This is a genomic window from Streptomyces sp. RB17, assembly GCF_009604455.1.
GTDB lineage: Bacteria > Actinomycetota > Actinomycetes > Streptomycetales > Streptomycetaceae > Streptomyces.
This window is the reverse complement of the sequence record NZ_WEGL01000001.1, coordinates 505,918-523,063: the sequence shown is the minus strand read 5'-3', so window position 1 is coordinate 523,063 and position 17,146 is coordinate 505,918. Positions and strand designations below refer to the sequence as shown.

At 69.1% G+C, this 17,146-nt stretch carries 14 protein-coding genes and 2 tRNA genes; 4 read left to right on the top strand and 12 right to left on the bottom strand.

Annotated features, from left to right (window positions below; all coding sequences use genetic code 11):
• Positions 1–92: 92 nt before the first annotated feature.
• From ndk to SRB17_RS02385, 4 genes are all read right to left on the bottom strand, one after another.
• A complete protein-coding gene (gene ndk / locus SRB17_RS02400; protein WP_323374861.1) occupies positions 93–506 on the bottom strand; it encodes a nucleoside-diphosphate kinase in 414 nt (137 codons plus the stop codon).
• A 67-nt stretch (positions 507–573) separates the two neighbouring features.
• Positions 574–936 carry a DUF4233 domain-containing protein gene (locus SRB17_RS02395; RefSeq protein ID WP_153534160.1) on the bottom strand — a complete coding sequence of 121 codons (363 nt, stop codon included), beginning with the start codon at positions 934–936 and terminating at the stop codon, positions 574–576.
• Between the two features lie 9 nt (positions 937–945).
• On the bottom strand, positions 946–2,460 hold the full coding sequence (folC, locus tag SRB17_RS02390; protein WP_323374860.1) for a bifunctional tetrahydrofolate synthase/dihydrofolate synthase: 1,515 nt from the start codon (positions 2,458–2,460) through the stop codon (positions 946–948).
• Between the two features lie 352 nt (positions 2,461–2,812).
• A complete protein-coding gene (locus tag SRB17_RS02385; RefSeq protein ID WP_323374859.1) occupies positions 2,813–5,437 on the bottom strand; it encodes a valine--tRNA ligase in 2,625 nt (874 codons plus the stop codon).
• A 137-nt stretch (positions 5,438–5,574) separates the two neighbouring features.
• Between SRB17_RS02385 and SRB17_RS02380 the strand changes: the two genes are divergently transcribed.
• Positions 5,575–6,591, top strand: a complete 1,017-nt coding sequence (locus SRB17_RS02380; protein WP_153534158.1) for a hypothetical protein — start codon at positions 5,575–5,577, stop codon at positions 6,589–6,591.
• 242 nt (positions 6,592–6,833) lie between these two features.
• Here SRB17_RS02380 and clpX read toward each other — a convergent pair whose 3' ends face one another.
• The 5 genes from clpX to SRB17_RS02355 form a co-directional block, all read right to left on the bottom strand.
• A complete protein-coding gene (gene clpX, locus SRB17_RS02375) occupies positions 6,834–8,120 on the bottom strand; it encodes an ATP-dependent Clp protease ATP-binding subunit ClpX (protein WP_189948500.1) in 1,287 nt (428 codons plus the stop codon).
• A 171-nt stretch (positions 8,121–8,291) separates the two neighbouring features.
• Positions 8,292–8,957 carry an ATP-dependent Clp protease proteolytic subunit gene (locus SRB17_RS02370; protein WP_059249543.1) on the bottom strand — a complete coding sequence of 222 codons (666 nt, stop codon included), beginning with the start codon at positions 8,955–8,957 and terminating at the stop codon, positions 8,292–8,294.
• A 66-nt stretch (positions 8,958–9,023) separates the two neighbouring features.
• Complete coding sequence (locus SRB17_RS02365; protein ID WP_194293922.1) at positions 9,024–9,629, bottom strand: ATP-dependent Clp protease proteolytic subunit; 606 nt, start codon at positions 9,627–9,629, stop codon at positions 9,024–9,026.
• A gap of 321 nt (positions 9,630–9,950) precedes the next feature.
• Positions 9,951–11,321: a trigger factor gene (gene tig / locus SRB17_RS02360; protein ID WP_323374858.1), complete on the bottom strand. Its 1,371-nt coding sequence runs from the start codon at positions 11,319–11,321 to the stop codon at positions 9,951–9,953.
• A 189-nt stretch (positions 11,322–11,510) separates the two neighbouring features.
• Positions 11,511–11,587 (bottom strand) — tRNA-Pro (locus SRB17_RS02355).
• A 149-nt stretch (positions 11,588–11,736) separates the two neighbouring features.
• Between SRB17_RS02355 and SRB17_RS02350 the strand changes: the two genes are divergently transcribed.
• Together SRB17_RS02350 and SRB17_RS02345 are read left to right on the top strand one after the other, a co-directional pair.
• A tRNA-Gly gene (locus tag SRB17_RS02350) sits at positions 11,737–11,807 on the top strand.
• A gap of 193 nt (positions 11,808–12,000) precedes the next feature.
• A complete protein-coding gene (locus tag SRB17_RS02345) occupies positions 12,001–13,224 on the top strand; it encodes a PP2C family protein-serine/threonine phosphatase (protein ID WP_153534154.1) in 1,224 nt (407 codons plus the stop codon).
• 107 nt (positions 13,225–13,331) lie between these two features.
• Here SRB17_RS02345 and SRB17_RS02340 read toward each other — a convergent pair whose 3' ends face one another.
• Positions 13,332–13,526, bottom strand: a complete 195-nt coding sequence (locus SRB17_RS02340) for a hypothetical protein (protein WP_323374857.1) — start codon at positions 13,524–13,526, stop codon at positions 13,332–13,334.
• Positions 13,527–13,967: 441 nt separating this feature from the next.
• On the opposite strand from SRB17_RS02340, the gene SRB17_RS02335 reads away from it, so the two are divergent.
• A complete protein-coding gene (locus SRB17_RS02335; protein ID WP_153534151.1) occupies positions 13,968–15,185 on the top strand; it encodes an acyltransferase family protein in 1,218 nt (405 codons plus the stop codon).
• On the opposite strand, the gene SRB17_RS02330 is transcribed toward SRB17_RS02335, so the two are convergent.
• Together SRB17_RS02330 and SRB17_RS02325 are read right to left on the bottom strand one after the other, a co-directional pair.
• Positions 15,175–15,657: an HD domain-containing protein gene (locus SRB17_RS02330; RefSeq protein WP_153534149.1), complete on the bottom strand. Its 483-nt coding sequence runs from the start codon at positions 15,655–15,657 to the stop codon at positions 15,175–15,177. The two genes, SRB17_RS02335 and SRB17_RS02330, sit on opposite strands and share 11 nt — an antisense overlap.
• 184 nt (positions 15,658–15,841) lie before the next feature.
• Positions 15,842–17,017, bottom strand: coding sequence for a PP2C family protein-serine/threonine phosphatase (locus SRB17_RS02325; RefSeq protein ID WP_153534147.1), 1,176 nt, complete (start codon positions 17,015–17,017; stop codon positions 15,842–15,844).
• Between the last annotated feature and the right edge of the window lie 129 nt (positions 17,018–17,146).

Below are 17,146 nucleotides of genomic sequence, written 5' to 3'. Positions count from 1 at the left end.
GGCCGGAAATGTACGGCCGTCCCTGCTCAGGCGCCACCGGACAGAGCTGACGCCCACTCAGAAAAATTACCGAAAACTCAGCTCGCCGACGCTCACGCCCGGCCCGAGAAGAAGATCTTCACCTCGCGCTCGGCGGACTCCTCGGAGTCGGAGGCGTGGATCAGGTTCTCGCGGACGATCACACCGAAGTCGCCGCGGATCGAGCCCGGCGCCGCGGCGATCGGGTCGGTCGGGCCGGCGAGCGCGCGCACGCCCTCGATGACCCGCTCGCCCTCGACGATCAGCACGACGACCGGGCCGGAGGACATGAACTCGACCAGCGGCTCGTAGAACGGCTTGCCGACGTGCTCGGCGTAGTGCTGCTCCAGCGTGGCGCGATCCAGGGTGCGCAGCTCCAGCGCGGTGATCTGCCAGCCGGCCTTGCGCTCGATACGGCTGATGATCTCGCCGGTCAGGCCTCGACGGACGGCGTCGGGCTTGAGCAGGACGAGGGTGCGCTGGGTCACGGGAGGACTCCTTCTGACGGACGTCTGCGGTGGTGGGACGAGGTTACAGGGCGTGTCGGCCCGCCCGTTACGCAGCGTCAGGTGTAGACGAACCGGACTCCGCCCGGGCGGCGAATCTCGCCTTCGCCTCGTCCACCTTTCTGCCGAAGTGCACCGACGCCCACCACAGCGCCGCGAACACCGCGCCCATGAAGTACATGGTCGGGACGAAGACGCCGGAGGCGATCAGGGCGAGCTGCAGGGCCCAGCCGAGGGCCACCCCGCCGGGCCGGGTCACCATGCCGCACAGCAGCACACACAGCAGCATGGCGATCCCGCTGACCAGCCACACCGTGGAGACGGACAGGCTCGGGTCCTTCATGGCGACGAGCCCGGCGAACCCGATGACGAAGAACTCGCCGATCAAGGTCGATGCACAGAGCGTACGCATCTTCGACTCTCAGCCCTTCCCCAGCAGCAGCCGGGCCTCGCCGACGGTGATGACGGAACCGGTGACCAGCACACCGCCGCCCGCGAACTCGCCCTCCTCCTCGGCCAGCGTGATCGCGGCCTCCAGGGCGTCCGGCAACCGCGGCTCGACCTGCACCCGCTCCTCGCCGAACACCTCGACCGCGATCGCGGCCAGCTCGTCCGCGTCCATCGCCCGAGGGGTGGAGTTCTGCGTGACGACGATCTCGGCGAAGATCGGCTCGAAGGCCTCCAGCAGCCCCCGCACGTTCTTGTCGCCGCTCGCGCCCACGACACCGATCAGCCGGCTGAAATCGAACGCCTCCTGCACCGCCTCCGCGGTCACCCGGGCGCCCGCCGGGTTGTGCGCGGCGTCCAGCACGACGGTCGGGGAGCGCCGTACGACCTCCAGGCGCCCCGGTGACGACACGGCGGCGAAGGCCTTCCGGACGGTGTCGATGTCCAGCGATTCCGCGCGCTGCGCGCCGACGCCGAAGAACGCCTCGACGGCGGCGAGGGCGACGGCCGCGTTGTGCGCCTGGTGGGCGCCGTGCAGTGGGAGGTACAGCTCGGGGTACTCGCCGCCGAGGCCGCGCAGCGTGACCAGCTGCCCGCCGACGGCGACCTGCCGGGCGACGACCCCGAACTCCAGCCCCTCGCGGGCCACGGTGGCGTCCACCTCGACGGCCTTCTTCAGCAGCACCTGCGCCGCGTCGACCGGCTGCTGGGCCAGGATCACGGTCGCGTCCTGCTTGATGATCCCGCCCTTCTCGCCGGCGATCTCCGCGGGCGTCTCGCCGAGGCGGTCGGTGTGATCCAGGTCGATCGGGGTGATCACGGCGACATCGCCGTCGATGACGTTGGTGGCGTCCCAGGAGCCGCCCATGCCGACCTCGACGACGGCGACGTCCACGGGGGCGTCCGCGAAGGCGGCGTACGCCATGCCGGTGAGGACCTCGAAGAAGGACAGCCGGTACTCCTGCTGTCCGTCCACCATCTCGACGTACGGCTTGATGTCCTGGTACGTCTCGATGAACCGCTCGGCGGAGACCGGGGCGCCGTCCAGGCTGATGCGCTCGGTGATCGACTGCACATGCGGGCTGGTGTAGCGGCCGGTGCGCAGCTCGAAGGCACCGAGCAGGGCCTCGATCATGCGGGCGGTGGAGGTCTTGCCGTTCGTGCCCGTGATGTGGATCGAGGGGTACGAGCGCTGGGGCTCGCCGAGGACGTCCATCAGCGCGGAGATGCGGCTGACCGAGGGCTCCAGCTTGGTCTCGCCCCAGCGGGTGGCCAACTCGGCCTCGACCTCGCGCAGGGCCTTGTCGACCTCCGGGTCCTCGGGCCGCGTGGGTACGTCGGCCTGCGACAGCCCGCCCTGGGTGCGCAGGGTGCGGCTGCCGGCCTCGATCACGGCGAGATCGGGGTCGCGGGTGGTCTCGGCGTCGATGATCTCGTCGAAGCCGTCGAGGGGGTCGGGGGTGTCGCTGGTGCCGGGGTGGTCGCTCACGGTGCCAGTCTACGGAGCGGGCGGTGGCTTCGCGGCGCTGGTATGGGGTGGCTTGCCTTGTCGCCCGCGTGCGGGTGCGCGGGGGCTGGTCGCGCAGTTCCCCGCGCCCCTTGGGGAGCTGCGGTGCCGCCCGCTTGTCAGCGCCGCCGCTGCGGGCAGTCGTGCCTCCCCCAAGCGCCATGAAGGCCTGGGGGGACCTCAGGCGGCACGAGTGGGCGGTGGGGGTCCCCCCGCTCGAGCGAAGCCCAGAGTGGCGGCGGAGGCACCTCCCAGCGAGCAGCGCCCGTCCCTGGGTGCGCGAAGACCCCCGGTGCCTGAACAGCTCCGGGGGTCTTCAGCGCCGTACGAACCGTCAGGCCTGCGGCAGCCTCTCCAGCTGCGCGGCAATCCGCGCGATGTCCTCCTCGGCCTTGGCCAGGCGCGTGCGGATCTTGTCCACCACGCTCTCCGGGGCCTTGGCGAGGAACGCCTCGTTGCCGAGCTTGGCCTCCGCCTGCTGGCGCTCCTTCTCCGCCGCCGCCAGGTCCTTCGCGAGGCGCTTGCGCTCGGCGGCCACGTCGATCGTGCCGGAGAGGTCGAGGGCGACCTCGGCACCGGCGACCGGCAGCGTGGCCGTGGCCGTGAAGGACTCGCCCTCCGGCTGCAGACGCAGGAGCTGGCGGATGGCGGCCTCGTGCGGGGCGAGAGCCGTACCGTCGAGCGTCAGGCGGGCCGGGACGCGCTGGCCGGGCTGCAGGCCCTGGTCGGCGCGGAAGCGGCGGACCTCGGTGATGACCGACTGCAGGGTCTCGATCTCCCGCTCGGCGTCGGCGTCGCGGAAGCCGCTGTCCTGCGGCCACTCGGCGATGACGACCGACTCGCCGCCGGTGAGGGTCGTCCACAGGGTCTCCGTGACGAACGGGACCACCGGGTGGAGCAGCTTGAGGGTGACGTCGAGGACCTCGCCCAGGACCCGCTTGCTGACCTCGGCCGGCTCGCCGCCCGCCTGGAAGACGGTCTTGGACAGCTCGACGTACCAGTCGAAGACCTCGTCCCAGGCGAAGTGGAAGAGGGTGTCCGACAGCTTGGCGAACTGGAAGTCGTCGTAGTACGCGTCGACTTCGGCGACGACCGAGTTCAGGCGGGAGAGGATCCAGCGGTCGGTCGCCGACATCTTCGACGGGTCCGGCAGCTCGCCCTCCACCGTCGCGCCGTTCATCAGCGCGAAGCGGGTGGCGTTCCAGATCTTGTTGGCGAAGTTGCGGGAGCCCTGGACCCAGTCCTCGCCGATCGGGACGTCGACGCCGGGATTGGCGCCGCGCGCGAGGGTGAAGCGGAGCGCGTCGGAGCCGTACTTGTCCATCCAGTCCAGCGGGTTGACCGCGTTGCCGAAGGACTTCGACATCTTCTTGCCGAACTGGTCGCGGACCATGCCGTGCAGGGCGATGGTGTGGAACGGCGGGGTGCCGTCCATCGCGTACAGGCCGAACATCATCATCCGGGCGACCCAGAAGAAGAGGATGTCGTAGCCGGTGACCAGGACGGAGTTCGGGTAGAACTTCGCGAGCGACTCGGTCTGTTCGGGCCAGCCGAGGGTGGAGAAGGGCCACAGGCCGGAGGAGAACCAGGTGTCGAGGACGTCGGTGTCCTGGTGCCAGCCCTCGCCGGTGGGGGCTTCCTCGTCGGGGCCGACGCAGACGACCTCGCCGTTCGGGCCGTACCAGACGGGGATCCGGTGTCCCCACCACAACTGCCGCGAGATGCACCAGTCGTGGAGGTTGTCGACCCAGTCGAAGTACCGCTTCTCCATCTCCTGCGGATGGATCTTGACGCGGCCGTCGCGGACGGCGTCGCCGGCGGCCTTGGCCAGCGGGCCGACCTTGACCCACCACTGCATCGACAGACGCGGCTCGATGGTGGTCTTGCAGCGCGAGCAGTGACCCACGGAGTGGACGTACGGCCGCTTCTCGGCGACGATCCGGCCCTCGGCGCGCAGCGCGGCGACGATGGCGGAGCGGGCCTCGAGCCGGTCCAGGCCCTGGAAGGGACCGTGAGCGGTGATGACGGCGTGCTCGTCCATGATCGTGATGGACGGCAGGTCGTGCCGCTGGCCGATCTCGAAGTCGTTCGGGTCGTGGGCCGGGGTGACCTTGACGGCGCCGGTGCCGAACTCGGGGTCGACGTGGGTGTCCGCGACGACCGGGATGGAACGGTCGGTCAGCGGGAGCCTGATGAGCTTGCCGACGAGGTGCTGGTAGCGCTCGTCGTCGGGGTGGACGGCGATGGCGGTGTCGCCGAGCATCGTCTCGGCACGGGTGGTGGCGACGACGATCGTGTCGTCCCCCTCGCCGTACTTCATGGAGACGAGCTCGCCGTCGTCGTCCTGGTACTCGACCTCGATGTCCGAGATGGCCGTCAGACAGCGCGGGCACCAGTTGATGATGCGCTCGGCGCGGTAGATCAGCTCGTCGTCGTACAGGCGCTTGAAGATGGTCTGGACGGCCTGGGACAGCCCCTCGTCCATGGTGAACCGCTCACGCGACCAGGCGACACCGTCGCCGAGGCGGCGCATCTGGCCGGAGATCTGCCCGCCGGACTCGCCCTTCCACCGCCAGACGCGCTCGACGAACGCCTCACGACCGAGGTCGTGCCGGGACTTCCCCTCCTTGCCCAGCTCCCTCTCGACGACGTTCTGCGTGGCGATACCGGCGTGGTCCATGCCGGGCTGCCACAGCGTCTCGTAGCCCTGCATGCGCTTACGGCGGGTCAGGGCGTCGATGAGGGTGTGCTCGAAGGCGTGGCCCAGGTGCAGGCTGCCCGTGACGTTCGGCGGCGGGATGACGACCGTGTACGGCGGCTTGTCGCTCTTGGCGTCCGCCTCGAAGTAACCGCGCTCTACCCAGCGCTCGTACAGCGGCCCCTCTACATCGGCCGGCGCGTACTGGGTCGGCAGTTCGGAGTCGGGCGCGGGTGGCTGCTGCTGAGCGTTGTCGGTCACGGGGGTCAGTTTAGAGGTGTCACGGGGCGGTCCCGAAACGCGTTTGTTGTGTAACGGTGCGCCCCCCGGTGCCGTGCGTTTCCTGTGCCTGGTCCAGGATGTCAGGAACACATAAGCATCTGGAGGGGAACCCAGAGATGAGCAACAACCAGCCGGGCCCGTACGGCGGGCCGCCCCAGCAGCCGGGTCCGTACGGCCAGCAGGGGCAGCCGGGTTCGTACGGTCAGCCGGGGCCCTACGGCCAGCCGGGCCCCTACGGCCAGCAGCCGCAGGCCCCGCAGCCCGGCTACGGCTACCCCCAGCAGGCGCCTCCGGCTCCGCCGCAGCCGGGGTACGGCTACCCCCAGCAGGCTCCCCCGCAGCCGGGTTACGGCTACCCGCAGCAGGGCGCGCCGCAGCAGCCGAACCCGTACGGCCAGCAGCCCTACGGCATGCCCCAGCCCCCGGCTCCGGGCGGCGGCAAGAAGAAGACGGGCCTGATCATCGGCGCGGTGGCCGTGGTGGCGGCCGTGGCGGTGGGCGTGTACTTCGCGATCAGCGGCAGCGGAAGCGGTGGCAGCGGAAGCGTCGCGGACGACGGCCCGCACAAGCTGATCGCTCCGGCGACGGTGATCAACGGGACGTACAAGAAGTCGGCGACCTCAAACGGTGACGAGGTCACCTCGTCCGACCTCAAGGACTTCGAGAAGGCCGGCGTCAAGAACCCGACGGGTGTCAGCGGCTCGTACCAGAACGGCAAGGGTTTCACCGCCAGGGGCCTCTCGTTCAGCGGTGTGTACGGCACGATCGACGACCCGGGAGCGGTCCTCGACGCCGTGTTCGCCAAGGCCAAGGCGGCGTCCGAGAAGGACCAGGGCGGCTCGGACACGAAGGGCAAGCTGATCGGCAGCCCTCAGACGGTCAACCCGTCGGGCTTCTCCGACGGCATCATGAAGTGCCAGGTGATCCAGGTCGACGACACCAGTTCGTCGGCGGGGTCCGGTGGAACGCCGAAGACGGTCAAGGTTCCGGTCTGCATCTGGGCCGACCACAGCACGGTGGCCCGGGTGTCCGGGTTCAGCCTCGCCGCGCTTGCCTCCGGTAACGGCGGCACGATCGATGACACGGCGGAACTGGCAGCCAAGATCCGCAACGACGTACGCGTCAAAGCCTGAGCGGTCGGCAACAGCCTCGGGGGCGCCCCGCGCAATCCAGCGGGACGCCCCCGAACGCTGTCCGCGCTTGCCGGAGTAGCCGTTACGAGCGGCACAACCCCCGCAGCCGCCACCAGGGCTGCTGCCGCCAAAGCCCGCCTCGCTCTATTCACTTTGAACCCACCCGCGTGTGCGGCAGGCCTCAAACGGACGGTGCCCGGCACAGTACGTGCCGGGCACCGTCCGCGGCTTCGCCGATACGGCTACGCCGACTTCTGCTCGCCCGAGCCCCGGCCCCGGGCGTCCCGCGGGATCAGGGTCGGGTTGACGTTGGAGAGGACCACGTCGGCGGTGATGACGACGCGGGCCACGTCCTTGCGGGACGGGACCTCGTACATGACGCCCTGGAGGACTTCCTCCATGATGGCGCGGAGGCCTCGGGCGCCGGTCTGGCGGAGGATGGCCTGGTCGGCGATGGCCTCCAGGGCCTCGCGCTCGAAGTCCAGCTCCACGCCGTCGAGTTCGAAGAGCCGCTGGTACTGCTTGACCAGGGCGTTGCGGGGTTCCACCAGGATCTTCAGGAGCGCTTCGCGGTCGAGGTTGTGGACCGAGGTGATCACCGGGAGGCGGCCGATGAACTCCGGGATCATGCCGAACTTGACCAGGTCCTCCGGCATGACGTCCTCGAAGACGTCCTTCGACTCCAGCTCGCGCTTGGAGAGGATGGTGGCGCCGAAGCCGATGCCCTTGGCGCCCGCGCGGGCCTCGATGATCTTCTCCAGGCCGGCGAAGGCACCGCCCACGATGAACAGGACGTTCGTCGTGTCGATCTGGATGAACTCCTGGTGCGGGTGCTTGCGGCCGCCCTGGGGCGGGACCGAGGCCGTGGTGCCTTCGAGGATCTTCAGGAGGGCCTGCTGGACGCCTTCGCCCGAGACGTCCCGGGTGATCGAGGGGTTCTCGCTCTTCCTCGCCACCTTGTCGATCTCATCGATGTAGATGATCCCGGTCTCGGCCTTCTTGACGTCGTAGTCCGCCGCCTGGATCAGTTTCAGGAGGATGTTCTCGACGTCTTCGCCCACATAACCGGCCTCCGTCAGCGCCGTCGCGTCGGCGATCGCGAAGGGGACGTTCAGCATGCGCGCCAGGGTCTGCGCGAGCAGGGTCTTGCCGGAGCCCGTGGGGCCCAGCAGGAGGATGTTGGACTTCGCCAGCTCGATGGCGTCGTCACGGCCGCCCGGGCCGCCGTTCTCGCCCGCCTGGACCCGCTTGTAGTGGTTGTACACCGCGACGGACAGGGCCTTCTTCGCCGCCTCCTGGCCGACTACGTAGCCCTCGAGGAACTCGTAGATCTCGCGGGGCTTCGGGAGTTCCTCCCAGCGCACCTCGCTCGTCTCGGCGAGTTCCTCCTCGATGATCTCGTTGCAGAGATCGATGCACTCGTCGCAGATGTACACACCGGGCCCTGCGATGAGCTTCTTGACCTGCTTCTGGCTCTTGCCGCAGAACGAGCACTTGAGCAGATCGCCGCCGTCACCGATGCGTGCCACGGTGTGCTTCCCCTTCGCCTGGGAGACGCCTGGACGCTTTCGAATCCAGCGGCTCCTGGTGCTGCCTTATGTCCGACGGTACCTTGCCGGGCCCGGTGTTCGGGCCCCTCTTGGCAGGGTTCACTTTGACGTGCACCGTGCCAAGAGGGGCAAGGTGTGTGCCGCTCCGCCTCAGCGGACCGCGGCGTTGTTCAGCTTGCGGGTGGAGATGATCTGGTCGACGAGGCCGTACTCCAGCGCCTCCTCGGCCGTGAGGATCTTGTCGCGCTCGATGTCCTCGCGGACCTGCTCGATCGGCCGGTTCGAGTGCTTGGCCAGCATGTTCTCCAGCTGCTCACGCATCCGGGTGAACTCGTTGGCGATGATCTCCAGGTCGGACAGCTGACCGCGGCCGGTGGAGCCCGCCGGCTGGTGGATCAGCACGCGGGAGTTCGGCAGCGCCATGCGCTTGCCCGGGGTGCCGGCGGCGAGCAGGATGGCCGCGGCGGAGGCCGCCTGACCCATGCAGACCGTCTGGATGTCGGGCTTCACGAACTGCATGGTGTCGTAGATCGCCGTGAGAGCGGTCATGTCGCCACCGGGGCTGTTGATGTAGATCGAGATGTCCCGGTCCGGGTCCATCGACTCCAGGCACAGCAGCTGCGCCATGACGTCGTTGGCGGAGGCGTCGTCGATCTGGACGCCCAGGAAGATCACGCGCTCCTCGAAGAGCTTCGCGTACGGGTCGTACTCGCGGATGCCCTGGGAGGTGCGCTCGACGAAGCGCGGAATGACGTAGCGACTGTCGGGGCGGGGCCCTTCGTACATGCCGCTGGCGGCGCCGGGGAAGTTGCTCATGGGGTTCACCGTCCTGGTGGCGTTCGGGGGCTGGTGTCTCGTCGGTGCGTGGCGCGGCCGGGCCGGTCAGGCACCGGTGCCGCCGCCTCCCGGAACACCCGAGGCGTGCGTGATGATCTCGTCAATGAGACCGTACTCCTTGGCCTCCTCCGGGGTGAACCAGCGGTCGCGGTCGCCATCGCGGATGATCGTCTCGACGGACTGGCCGGAGTGCTGCGCGGTCAGCTCGGACATGGTCTTCTTCGTGCGCAGCAGGTACTGGGCCTGGATCTTGATGTCCGAGACCGTACCGCCCAGGCCCGCGGAGCCCTGGTGCATCATGATGTCCGTGTGCGGCAGGGCGAAGCGCTTGCCGGCGGTGCCGCCGGTGAGCAGGAACTGGCCCATCGAGGCCGCCATGCCCATGCCGATCGTGACGACGTCGTTCGGGATGTACTGCATGGTGTCGTAGATCGCCATGCCGGCCGTCACCGAGCCGCCGGGGCTGTTGATGTAGAGGTAGATGTCCTTGTCCGGATCGGCGGCGAGGAGCAGCAGCTGCGCGGTGATCTTGTTGGCGATGTCGTCGTCAACCTGCTGGCCGAGGAAGATGATCCGCTCGCCGAGCAGCCGGTTGTAGACCTGGTCGCCGAGGCCACCACCGATGGAAGGCTCGCCGGCGGCTGAGGGCATCAGATTCGTCACGTATCCACCTGCTCGTCTTACGACGGCGCCGGGCCGTCTCATTGTTCTGCCTTTCATGGACCCTAACGCGAGGGTCCCTTCGGGGAATCCCGGAGATGGGGGTGTTCGCCGGGGGCGTAGCGCTCCGCATGGGGGCCGGTGCGGTTCGTGCGGGGTGGTGCGGGTGATCGTCGGGGTGCGGGTGGGTGGGGGCTGTTCGCGCAGTTCCCCGCGCCCCTTCGGTCGGCTGCTCCCCCCGCATACGACACAGGCCCCCGGGAGAGACTCTCAGGGGCCTGTGTACGCGCTTCAGAGGCGCCGTAGGGCTGCTCAGCCCTCGGCGTTCTCCTCGGAGGTCTCCGACGCCTCGGCGGCCTCGGTCTCCTCCTCCTCGTCGTCCAGGTCGACGATCTCGCCGTTGGTGTCCTTCACCGTGGCGGCCTCGACCACGACGGCCAGGGCCTTGCCGCGGGCGACCTCGCCGACCAGGAGCGGCACCTGGCCGCCCTCGACGACGGCCTGGGCGAACTGGTCGGGGGACATGCCGGAGGAGGCAGCGCGCCGCATGAGGTGCTCGGTGAGCTCCTCCTGGTTGACGTTGAGCTGCTCCTTCTTGACCAGCTCGTCCAGGACGAACTGGGTCTTGATGCCCTTGACCGCGGCCTCGCGGGTCTCGGTGTCGAACTCCTCGGCGGTCTTGCCCTGGATCTCCAGGTACTTGTCGAGGGTCAGGCCCATCTGGCCGAGCTGGTGGTGCTCCAGGTTGTGCTTGCGGGTGTTGATCTCGTCCTCGAGCAGCTTCTCGGGGACGGGGACCTCGACCAGCTCGAGGAGCTTCTCCAGGACGCGCTCCTGGGCCTGGGTGGCCTGGTCGAACTGCTTCATGTTGGCCAGGCGCTTGCGGCTGTCGGCCTTCAGCTCGTCGAGGGTGTCGAACTCGGAGGCGAGCTGCGCGAACTCGTCGTCCAGCGCGGGCAGTTCGCGGGCGGCGACCTGGGTGACCTTGACGGTGACCTCGGCCTCCTGGCCGGCCGCCGAGCCGCCCTTGAGCTCGGAGGTGAAGGTGGCCTCGCCACCGGCCTCCAGGCCCTTCACGGCGTCGTCGATGCCGTCCAGCAGCTCGCCGGAGCCGATGGTGTAGGAGACGCCGTTGGCGATGCCGTCCTCCAGCACCTCGCCGTCGACCTTGGCCTCGAGGTCGATGGTGACGACGTCGCCGTCCTCGGCGGCACGCTCGACCGGGGCGGTGGAGGCGAAGCGCTCGCGCAGCTGCTCGACCGACTTCTCGATGTCCTCGTCGGTGACCTCGACGGCGTCGACCTCGACCTCGATGCCGGAGTAGTCCGGGATCTCCAGGGCCGGGCGGATGTCGACCTCGGCGGTGAAGTTCAGCGTCTCGCCGTCCTTCAGCTCGGTGATGTCGACCTCGGGCTGGCCCAGCGGGCTGAGCTCGGCCTCGTTGACCGCCTCGGTGTAGAACTTCGGAAGCGCGTCGTTGACGGCCTCCTCGAGAACGGCGCCACGACCGAACCGCTGGTCGATGACCCGGGCCGGGATCTTGCCCTTGCGGAAGCCCTTCACCGTGACCTGCTGGTTGATCTTCTTGTACGCCGCGTCGAGGCTGTCCTTGAGCTCCTCGAAGGGCACCTCGACAGTGAGCCGAACCCGGGTCGGGTTCAGGGTCTCCACGGCGCTCTTCACGGTTCGGTCTCCTTGTGGCTGACTTCTTGGATTTCGCCGGAGCCAGACAGGTCCGGCGGATTCGCCGCCCGGAGGAGTACGTAGGCCGTGAGGGCCGGGTCACACGGGCGCGCAGCTTGCATAGTAACCGCAGCGGGTCAGCGCCCCAAAAGGCGATCATCACGACGTCGTGAGCAGATGCGTGAGCATTGGTCGGGGTGGCGGGATTTGAACCCACGGCCTTCCGCTCCCAAAGCGGACGCGCTACCAAGCTGCGCCACACCCCGTCTGGTGCGACACGTAGGGTACATGCCCCGGGCGGATCCGTCGGCAGCATTCTTCGAGGCGGATCACCTGGTCGAACTCGTTGGCCTCGGCGGCGGGCGACCCGCTACGATGCACTCCAGTGCCGCGGTCACGGACCTGCGGCGCTCGTGCGGGCGTAGCTCAATGGTAGAGCCCTAGTCTTCCAAACTAGCTACGCGGGTTCGATTCCCGTCGCCCGCTCTGTACGGCGAAGGCCCAGGCAAGAGGATGATTCCCGCTGCCTGGGCCTTCAGCCGTTCCCGGGGCCGTTCGGCCCTCCGCGCCCCCGGCGCGCCGCGTCCCCGGCGCGCCGGACACAGGGAGAGCCCGGACCGCGGATCGCCCGTAAGATGACATTTAAGTCAGCCGCGCTCGCAAACCCTGGAGAGCGCGTATGCCACGAGACATAGATTTCACGGCCTTCTGCGAGGCCGCACCGAGCCCGTATCTGGTGCTGGACAGGGATCTGGTGATCCGCTACGTGAATCCGGCATATCTTCAGATCACCGGGCGAACCAGGGACGAGCTGATGGGGAAGTACTTCTTCGACGCCCTGCCGGAAAACCCCGGCGCCCCCGGGGGCGACGCCGGACACCTGAAGGCGTCGATGCTGGAGGTCCTGGACACCAGGAAGCCGCACACCCTGACGCTGCAGCGGTACGACATGCCCGTCCGCCACCAGCCGGGCACGTTCGAGGAGCGGTGGTGGTCCGAGGTCCACACCCCGATTCCCGGACCGGACGGCACGGTGGAGTGGATCGTCCAGCAGGCCGACGACGTCACCACCTTCGTCCGCTCGGGCCGGGCAGGTCGCTCCACCGGACGGGACGAAGGCATAGCGGCCGAGCTCTACGTCAGGGCGCGAGAGCTGCACCGGCTGAACCAGGAACTGCGCCAGGCCCACGCCCGCGAACGCCAGGTCGCCGTGACCTTGCAGGAGGCCATGCTCGACGACGCCGACCTGCTCCGGCACGCCAACATCGCCGTGCGGTACCTGCCCGCGACCTCCTCACTCAACGTGTGCGGCGACTGGTACGACATCGTCGACCTGCCACCCGACCGCTACTCGGTGGCGGTCGGAGACGTGGTCGGCCACGGCCTGCACGCCGCGGCCGTCATGGGCATGCTCCGCAGCGCTCTGAGCGCAGCCATCCGGGCCCTTCCCAGCCCGGCCCAGGCCCTGGAGATCCTGGGCCTGTACGCCCGCTCCATGGAGGGCGCGACGGCCGCGACCGCGGTCAAGGTACTCGTCGACCCCCGCACCAGACTGATCATCTACAGCAGCGCCGGGCACCCACCGCCCGTCCTGCTCCACCGCGACGGCAGGTCCGAGTTTCTGGACCAGGCCACCGATCCGCCGCTCGGCGCCCGTCCGCACCACGTCCCCCGCCCCCAGGCCAGCGCGACCTACACCCGGGGAGACACGCTGGTGCTCTACACCGACGGGCTCATCGAGCGCCGCGACCACGACATCTACGCCGGACTGGCCCGCCTGACCAAGGCCCTGGCCGAGATCACCACGCTCGCCCCCGACCAGCTGGCCGACACGCTGCTGGCCCGCCTCGGGGTCGCCGAGGGCGCCGGCGACGACATCGCGCTGGTCGTCATCCGCCTGTGACGGAGAGCGGCGCCGCCCGTGCGGCATCGCCGGTCCGCACCCCCTGCACGGCCCGTCGAACTGCCACGGGCGGCACGCGCGGGCCCCGCTCCGGTCAGCAGCTCCGGTCAGAACTTGATCGAGCTGATCGAGTCCGCTATCGAGTTCAGGAAGCGGTCGATGGACGGGGCCATGCCGGTCGAGGCGAGGAAGAAACCGAAGAGGACCGCGACGATCGCGGGGCCCGCCTTGATGCTCCCCCCTCTCAGGAGCACTACCAGGATGATCGCCAACAGCACCACCACAGACAGTGAAATGGCCACAACTGATCACACCCTCGGTCGGTCCGCTCTCCCGGCCCGGAGGCACGCCCCGCGCACCCCCGCCAGAACCATCGTGCCACCAACCCGGCCCGCCCATGCGGCCCGTGACACGACGTCGGACACCCGACCGGCGCGGACGAAGCACCGCACGGTAATTCGACCGGGCCGCCCACGCATGACTCCCCTGGAAATCACGCGACTTCGTTTCCACCTCCACACATCCTGTGCGCAGGTAATTCGAATTGATGGCACAGAGACGCCGTATGCCCCATTTAGTCGGGATGAATCGGGACATCGAGGGTGAGTCGACGGCCCCTGTGTGCGCACCATCACGTAGACAGAGATGTCGAGTTCTGTAAATCGACGGGTATCCGAAGGCGTTAACCAGGAATGACTGCTGGGGTTTTACGAAATCCCACAGACGACGCTAGGGTGCCTGAGATGTTTGACGCCGCCTCGTCCCCCGGCCAGAACCGCAGGCCGCTCCCCCCGGCACAGTCGCCGGCGGAGGGAGTGCCCAGTCCGCGTACCCCGCCGAGTACGCAGGACCGGCAGACGAACGCGGACAGACCCGGCAAACAGCGTGAGAGCCAACAGCGCGCCGGCAAACAGCGCGACTCGTTCTTCGACAACGCCAAGTACCTGGCGATCGTGCTCGTCGCGATGGGTCACTCGTGGGAGCCGCTGAAGGGCGACAGCCGGATCCTGGAGGGCATGTACACGGTCGTGTACTGCTTCCACATGCCGGCGTTCATCATCATCTCCGGCTTCTTCTCGCGCAGTTTCGACATGCGCCCCGACCGGCTGAAGCGGCTGATCACCGGTGTCGTGGTGCCGTACGTCCTCTTCGAGACGGCGTACCCGACGTTCAAGAACCTGATCACGGGCTCGCACGAGGAGATCAGCCTCCTCGATCCCTGGTACCTGACCTGGTTCCTGGTCGCCCTGTTCATCTGGCGGCTGACGACGCCGATCTGGAAGCTGGTGCGCTCGCCGTTCGCGGTCGCCCTCGGCATCGCCATGCTGGCGTCCGTCACCCCGAACATCGGTGACGACCTCGATCTGCAGCGCGTGCTGCAGTTCCTGCCGTACTTCGTGCTCGGCCTGTGCATGAAGCCCGAGCACTTCCAGCTGGTGCGCCGGCGCTCGGTGCGGATCGCCGCGGTGCCGGTGTTCGCCGCCGCGCTGGCCGTCGGCTGGTGGGCGGTACCGCGCATGAACACCGCCTGGTTCTACCACCGGGACTCCGCACAGGAGCTGGGCGCGCCCTGGTGGTGCGGCCCGGTGATGACGCTGGCGATGATGGGCTGCTCGCTGCTGCTGACGGCGTGCTTCTTCGCCTGGGTGCCCGGCCGGAAGACGTGGTTCACGGCCCTGGGCGCTGGCACCCTCTACGGCTATCTGCTGCACGGCTTCCTGGTGAAGTTCGCCGACTACCGCGGCTGGTTCGACCACCCCTGGCTGCACCGCCCGCTCGGCGAGATCCTGGTGACCCTCGCGTTCGGCGCCGCCGTCACCCTGCTGTGCACCAAACCCGTACAGCGCGTCTTCCGGTTCGCGATGGAGCCGAGGATGGAGTGGGCGTTCAAGCAGGACGCGGCGGAACTCGCCCGCGACCGGCAGCGAAAGGAACGTGAGCGCGAGAAGGTCAGCGCCTAGCACCCCGGCTCGCCGCCCCGGCCCCCGGCTCCGACTGACCGAGAAGTGCGCGCATCCGGGCGTACTTCTCGGTCAGTCGTGTCCGGGTCGGCTCGTCCAGGACCGCGAGCCGCTCCGGATCGGCGTTGTGCGCCAGGTCGGCCTCCTTCACGAGCCGTGCGCCCGGAGTCGCGAGGATCCGCCCCGCATACGCCTCCGGCTCCTCCCCCGGCCGCTTGGTGAGGGCGTCCACGATGGCCTTGGTGCGGGCGCTCAGGGCGGCCTGTTCGAGCCACTGCCGGGTGAGCGCGTCGTCCTCGACGGAGTCGTGCAGCCAGGCCGCCGCGATCTGTTCCGCGTCCCCGCCCCGGGCGCGCACACCGGCGGCGACGGCGGCGAGATGTTCGGCGTACGGCCGTCCGGCCTTGTCGGTCTGGCCCTCGTAGGCGGCGCGGGCGACGGCCTCGACCTCGGCGAGCGTGAGCTGAGTCATCGGCCCAGTGTCCCGCGGCGCGGAGGCCGGGCGAGCGGGCAGGGGACCGCATACCCGCCGAAAGCCCACCGAACGCCCGGCCGGCGTCCGCCGAATGCCACCGAACGCCCTCCGAACGTCCACCGGAAGCTGCCGACGGCCCACCGCCCCCACCCCCGTCGGCCGGGTCCGCGAAGTCGGCTGATCAGTGGGTCGTCAGCGGGGCCGGCCGACGGCAGATCAGCAGCAGGGCCCGGTCGTCGTTGACGTCCTTCGCGACCGCCTCGATGAGGTGCCAGGCGGCACCGTGGAAGCCGCCGGCGACATAGCGGTCGGCCTCGCCGGTGAGCCGGTCGATGCCCTCGACGATGTCGCGGTCGGACGTTTCCACCAGACCGTCCGTGAACAGCATCAACACGTCACCGGGGCGCAGCGAGCCCTTCACGGGGTCGAACTGGGCGCCGTCGTACACACCGAGGAGCGGACCCTCGGCGGCCTTCTCCTCCCAGCGTCCGCTGCCCGCGCTCAGCTGCAGCCCCGGCGGATGTCCGGCGGTGTACAGCTCGTAGTCGCCGGAGTCGAGGTCCAGGACGAGATGGATGGAGGTGGCGAAGCCCTCGTCCCAGTCCTGGCGCAGGAGGTAGCCGTTCGCGGCCGGGAGGAAGGCGTGCGGGGGAAGGGAGCCCAGGAGGCCGCCGAAGGCCCCCGACAGCAGCAGGGCGCGCGATCCCGCGTCCATGCCCTTGCCGGACACGTCCGTGAGCACGACCTCCAGCGTCCGGCCGCCGTTCGTCCGGGCCGCGACCACGAAGTCCCCGGAGAAGGACTGACCGCCCGCCGGCCGCAGCGCCATCTCGTGGTGCCAGCCCTGCGGCAGCTTCGGCAGCTTGCTCTGCACCCGGATCCGTTCGCGCAGGTCGAACAGCATGGTGCCGCCACGCCGCCAGGGCACCCCGACCCGGCTGCGGAACTGGGCCGTGAGCAGGCCGAAGAAACCACACGCGGCCACCACCAGCACCACGCCCGGAGTGACCCGCGACGGCCCCTCGGTGTACGGCCCGAGCCGCACCGACTCCACGATCAGCGCGGTGGCCCCCGCCGCGTACAGGCCGAGCAGGCTCGCCGGGCGCAGCAGCAGGCCGCCGGCGATGATCGGCAGCACCAGGGTGGCCGGGGAGCACCACACCGAGTCGACCAGGGTCATGGCCATGAGGACCGGGATGGTGAGCAGCAGTCCGGCGAACGCGATCCAGTCGGAGCCGTCGCCGCGGAAGTAGTCCACGGCGCTTCTGCGCAGGCCGGTGCGGGCCCGGTGCCACTGCATCTTCCACCGGGCCGTGAACGTCTCGGCCTTCGCGCGCCGCTCTCGTCCTGCTGCCATTAGTTCGCGACCCTATCCATCGGACCGGCTGCTTGGCACGGGAGGTCTCACTTGTCCCCCGTGCGAGGCTCGACTTCGCGGTTCGTCGTCGCTCGTGGTCGTTCGTTCGTCGTCGTTTCGTCGTCGGTT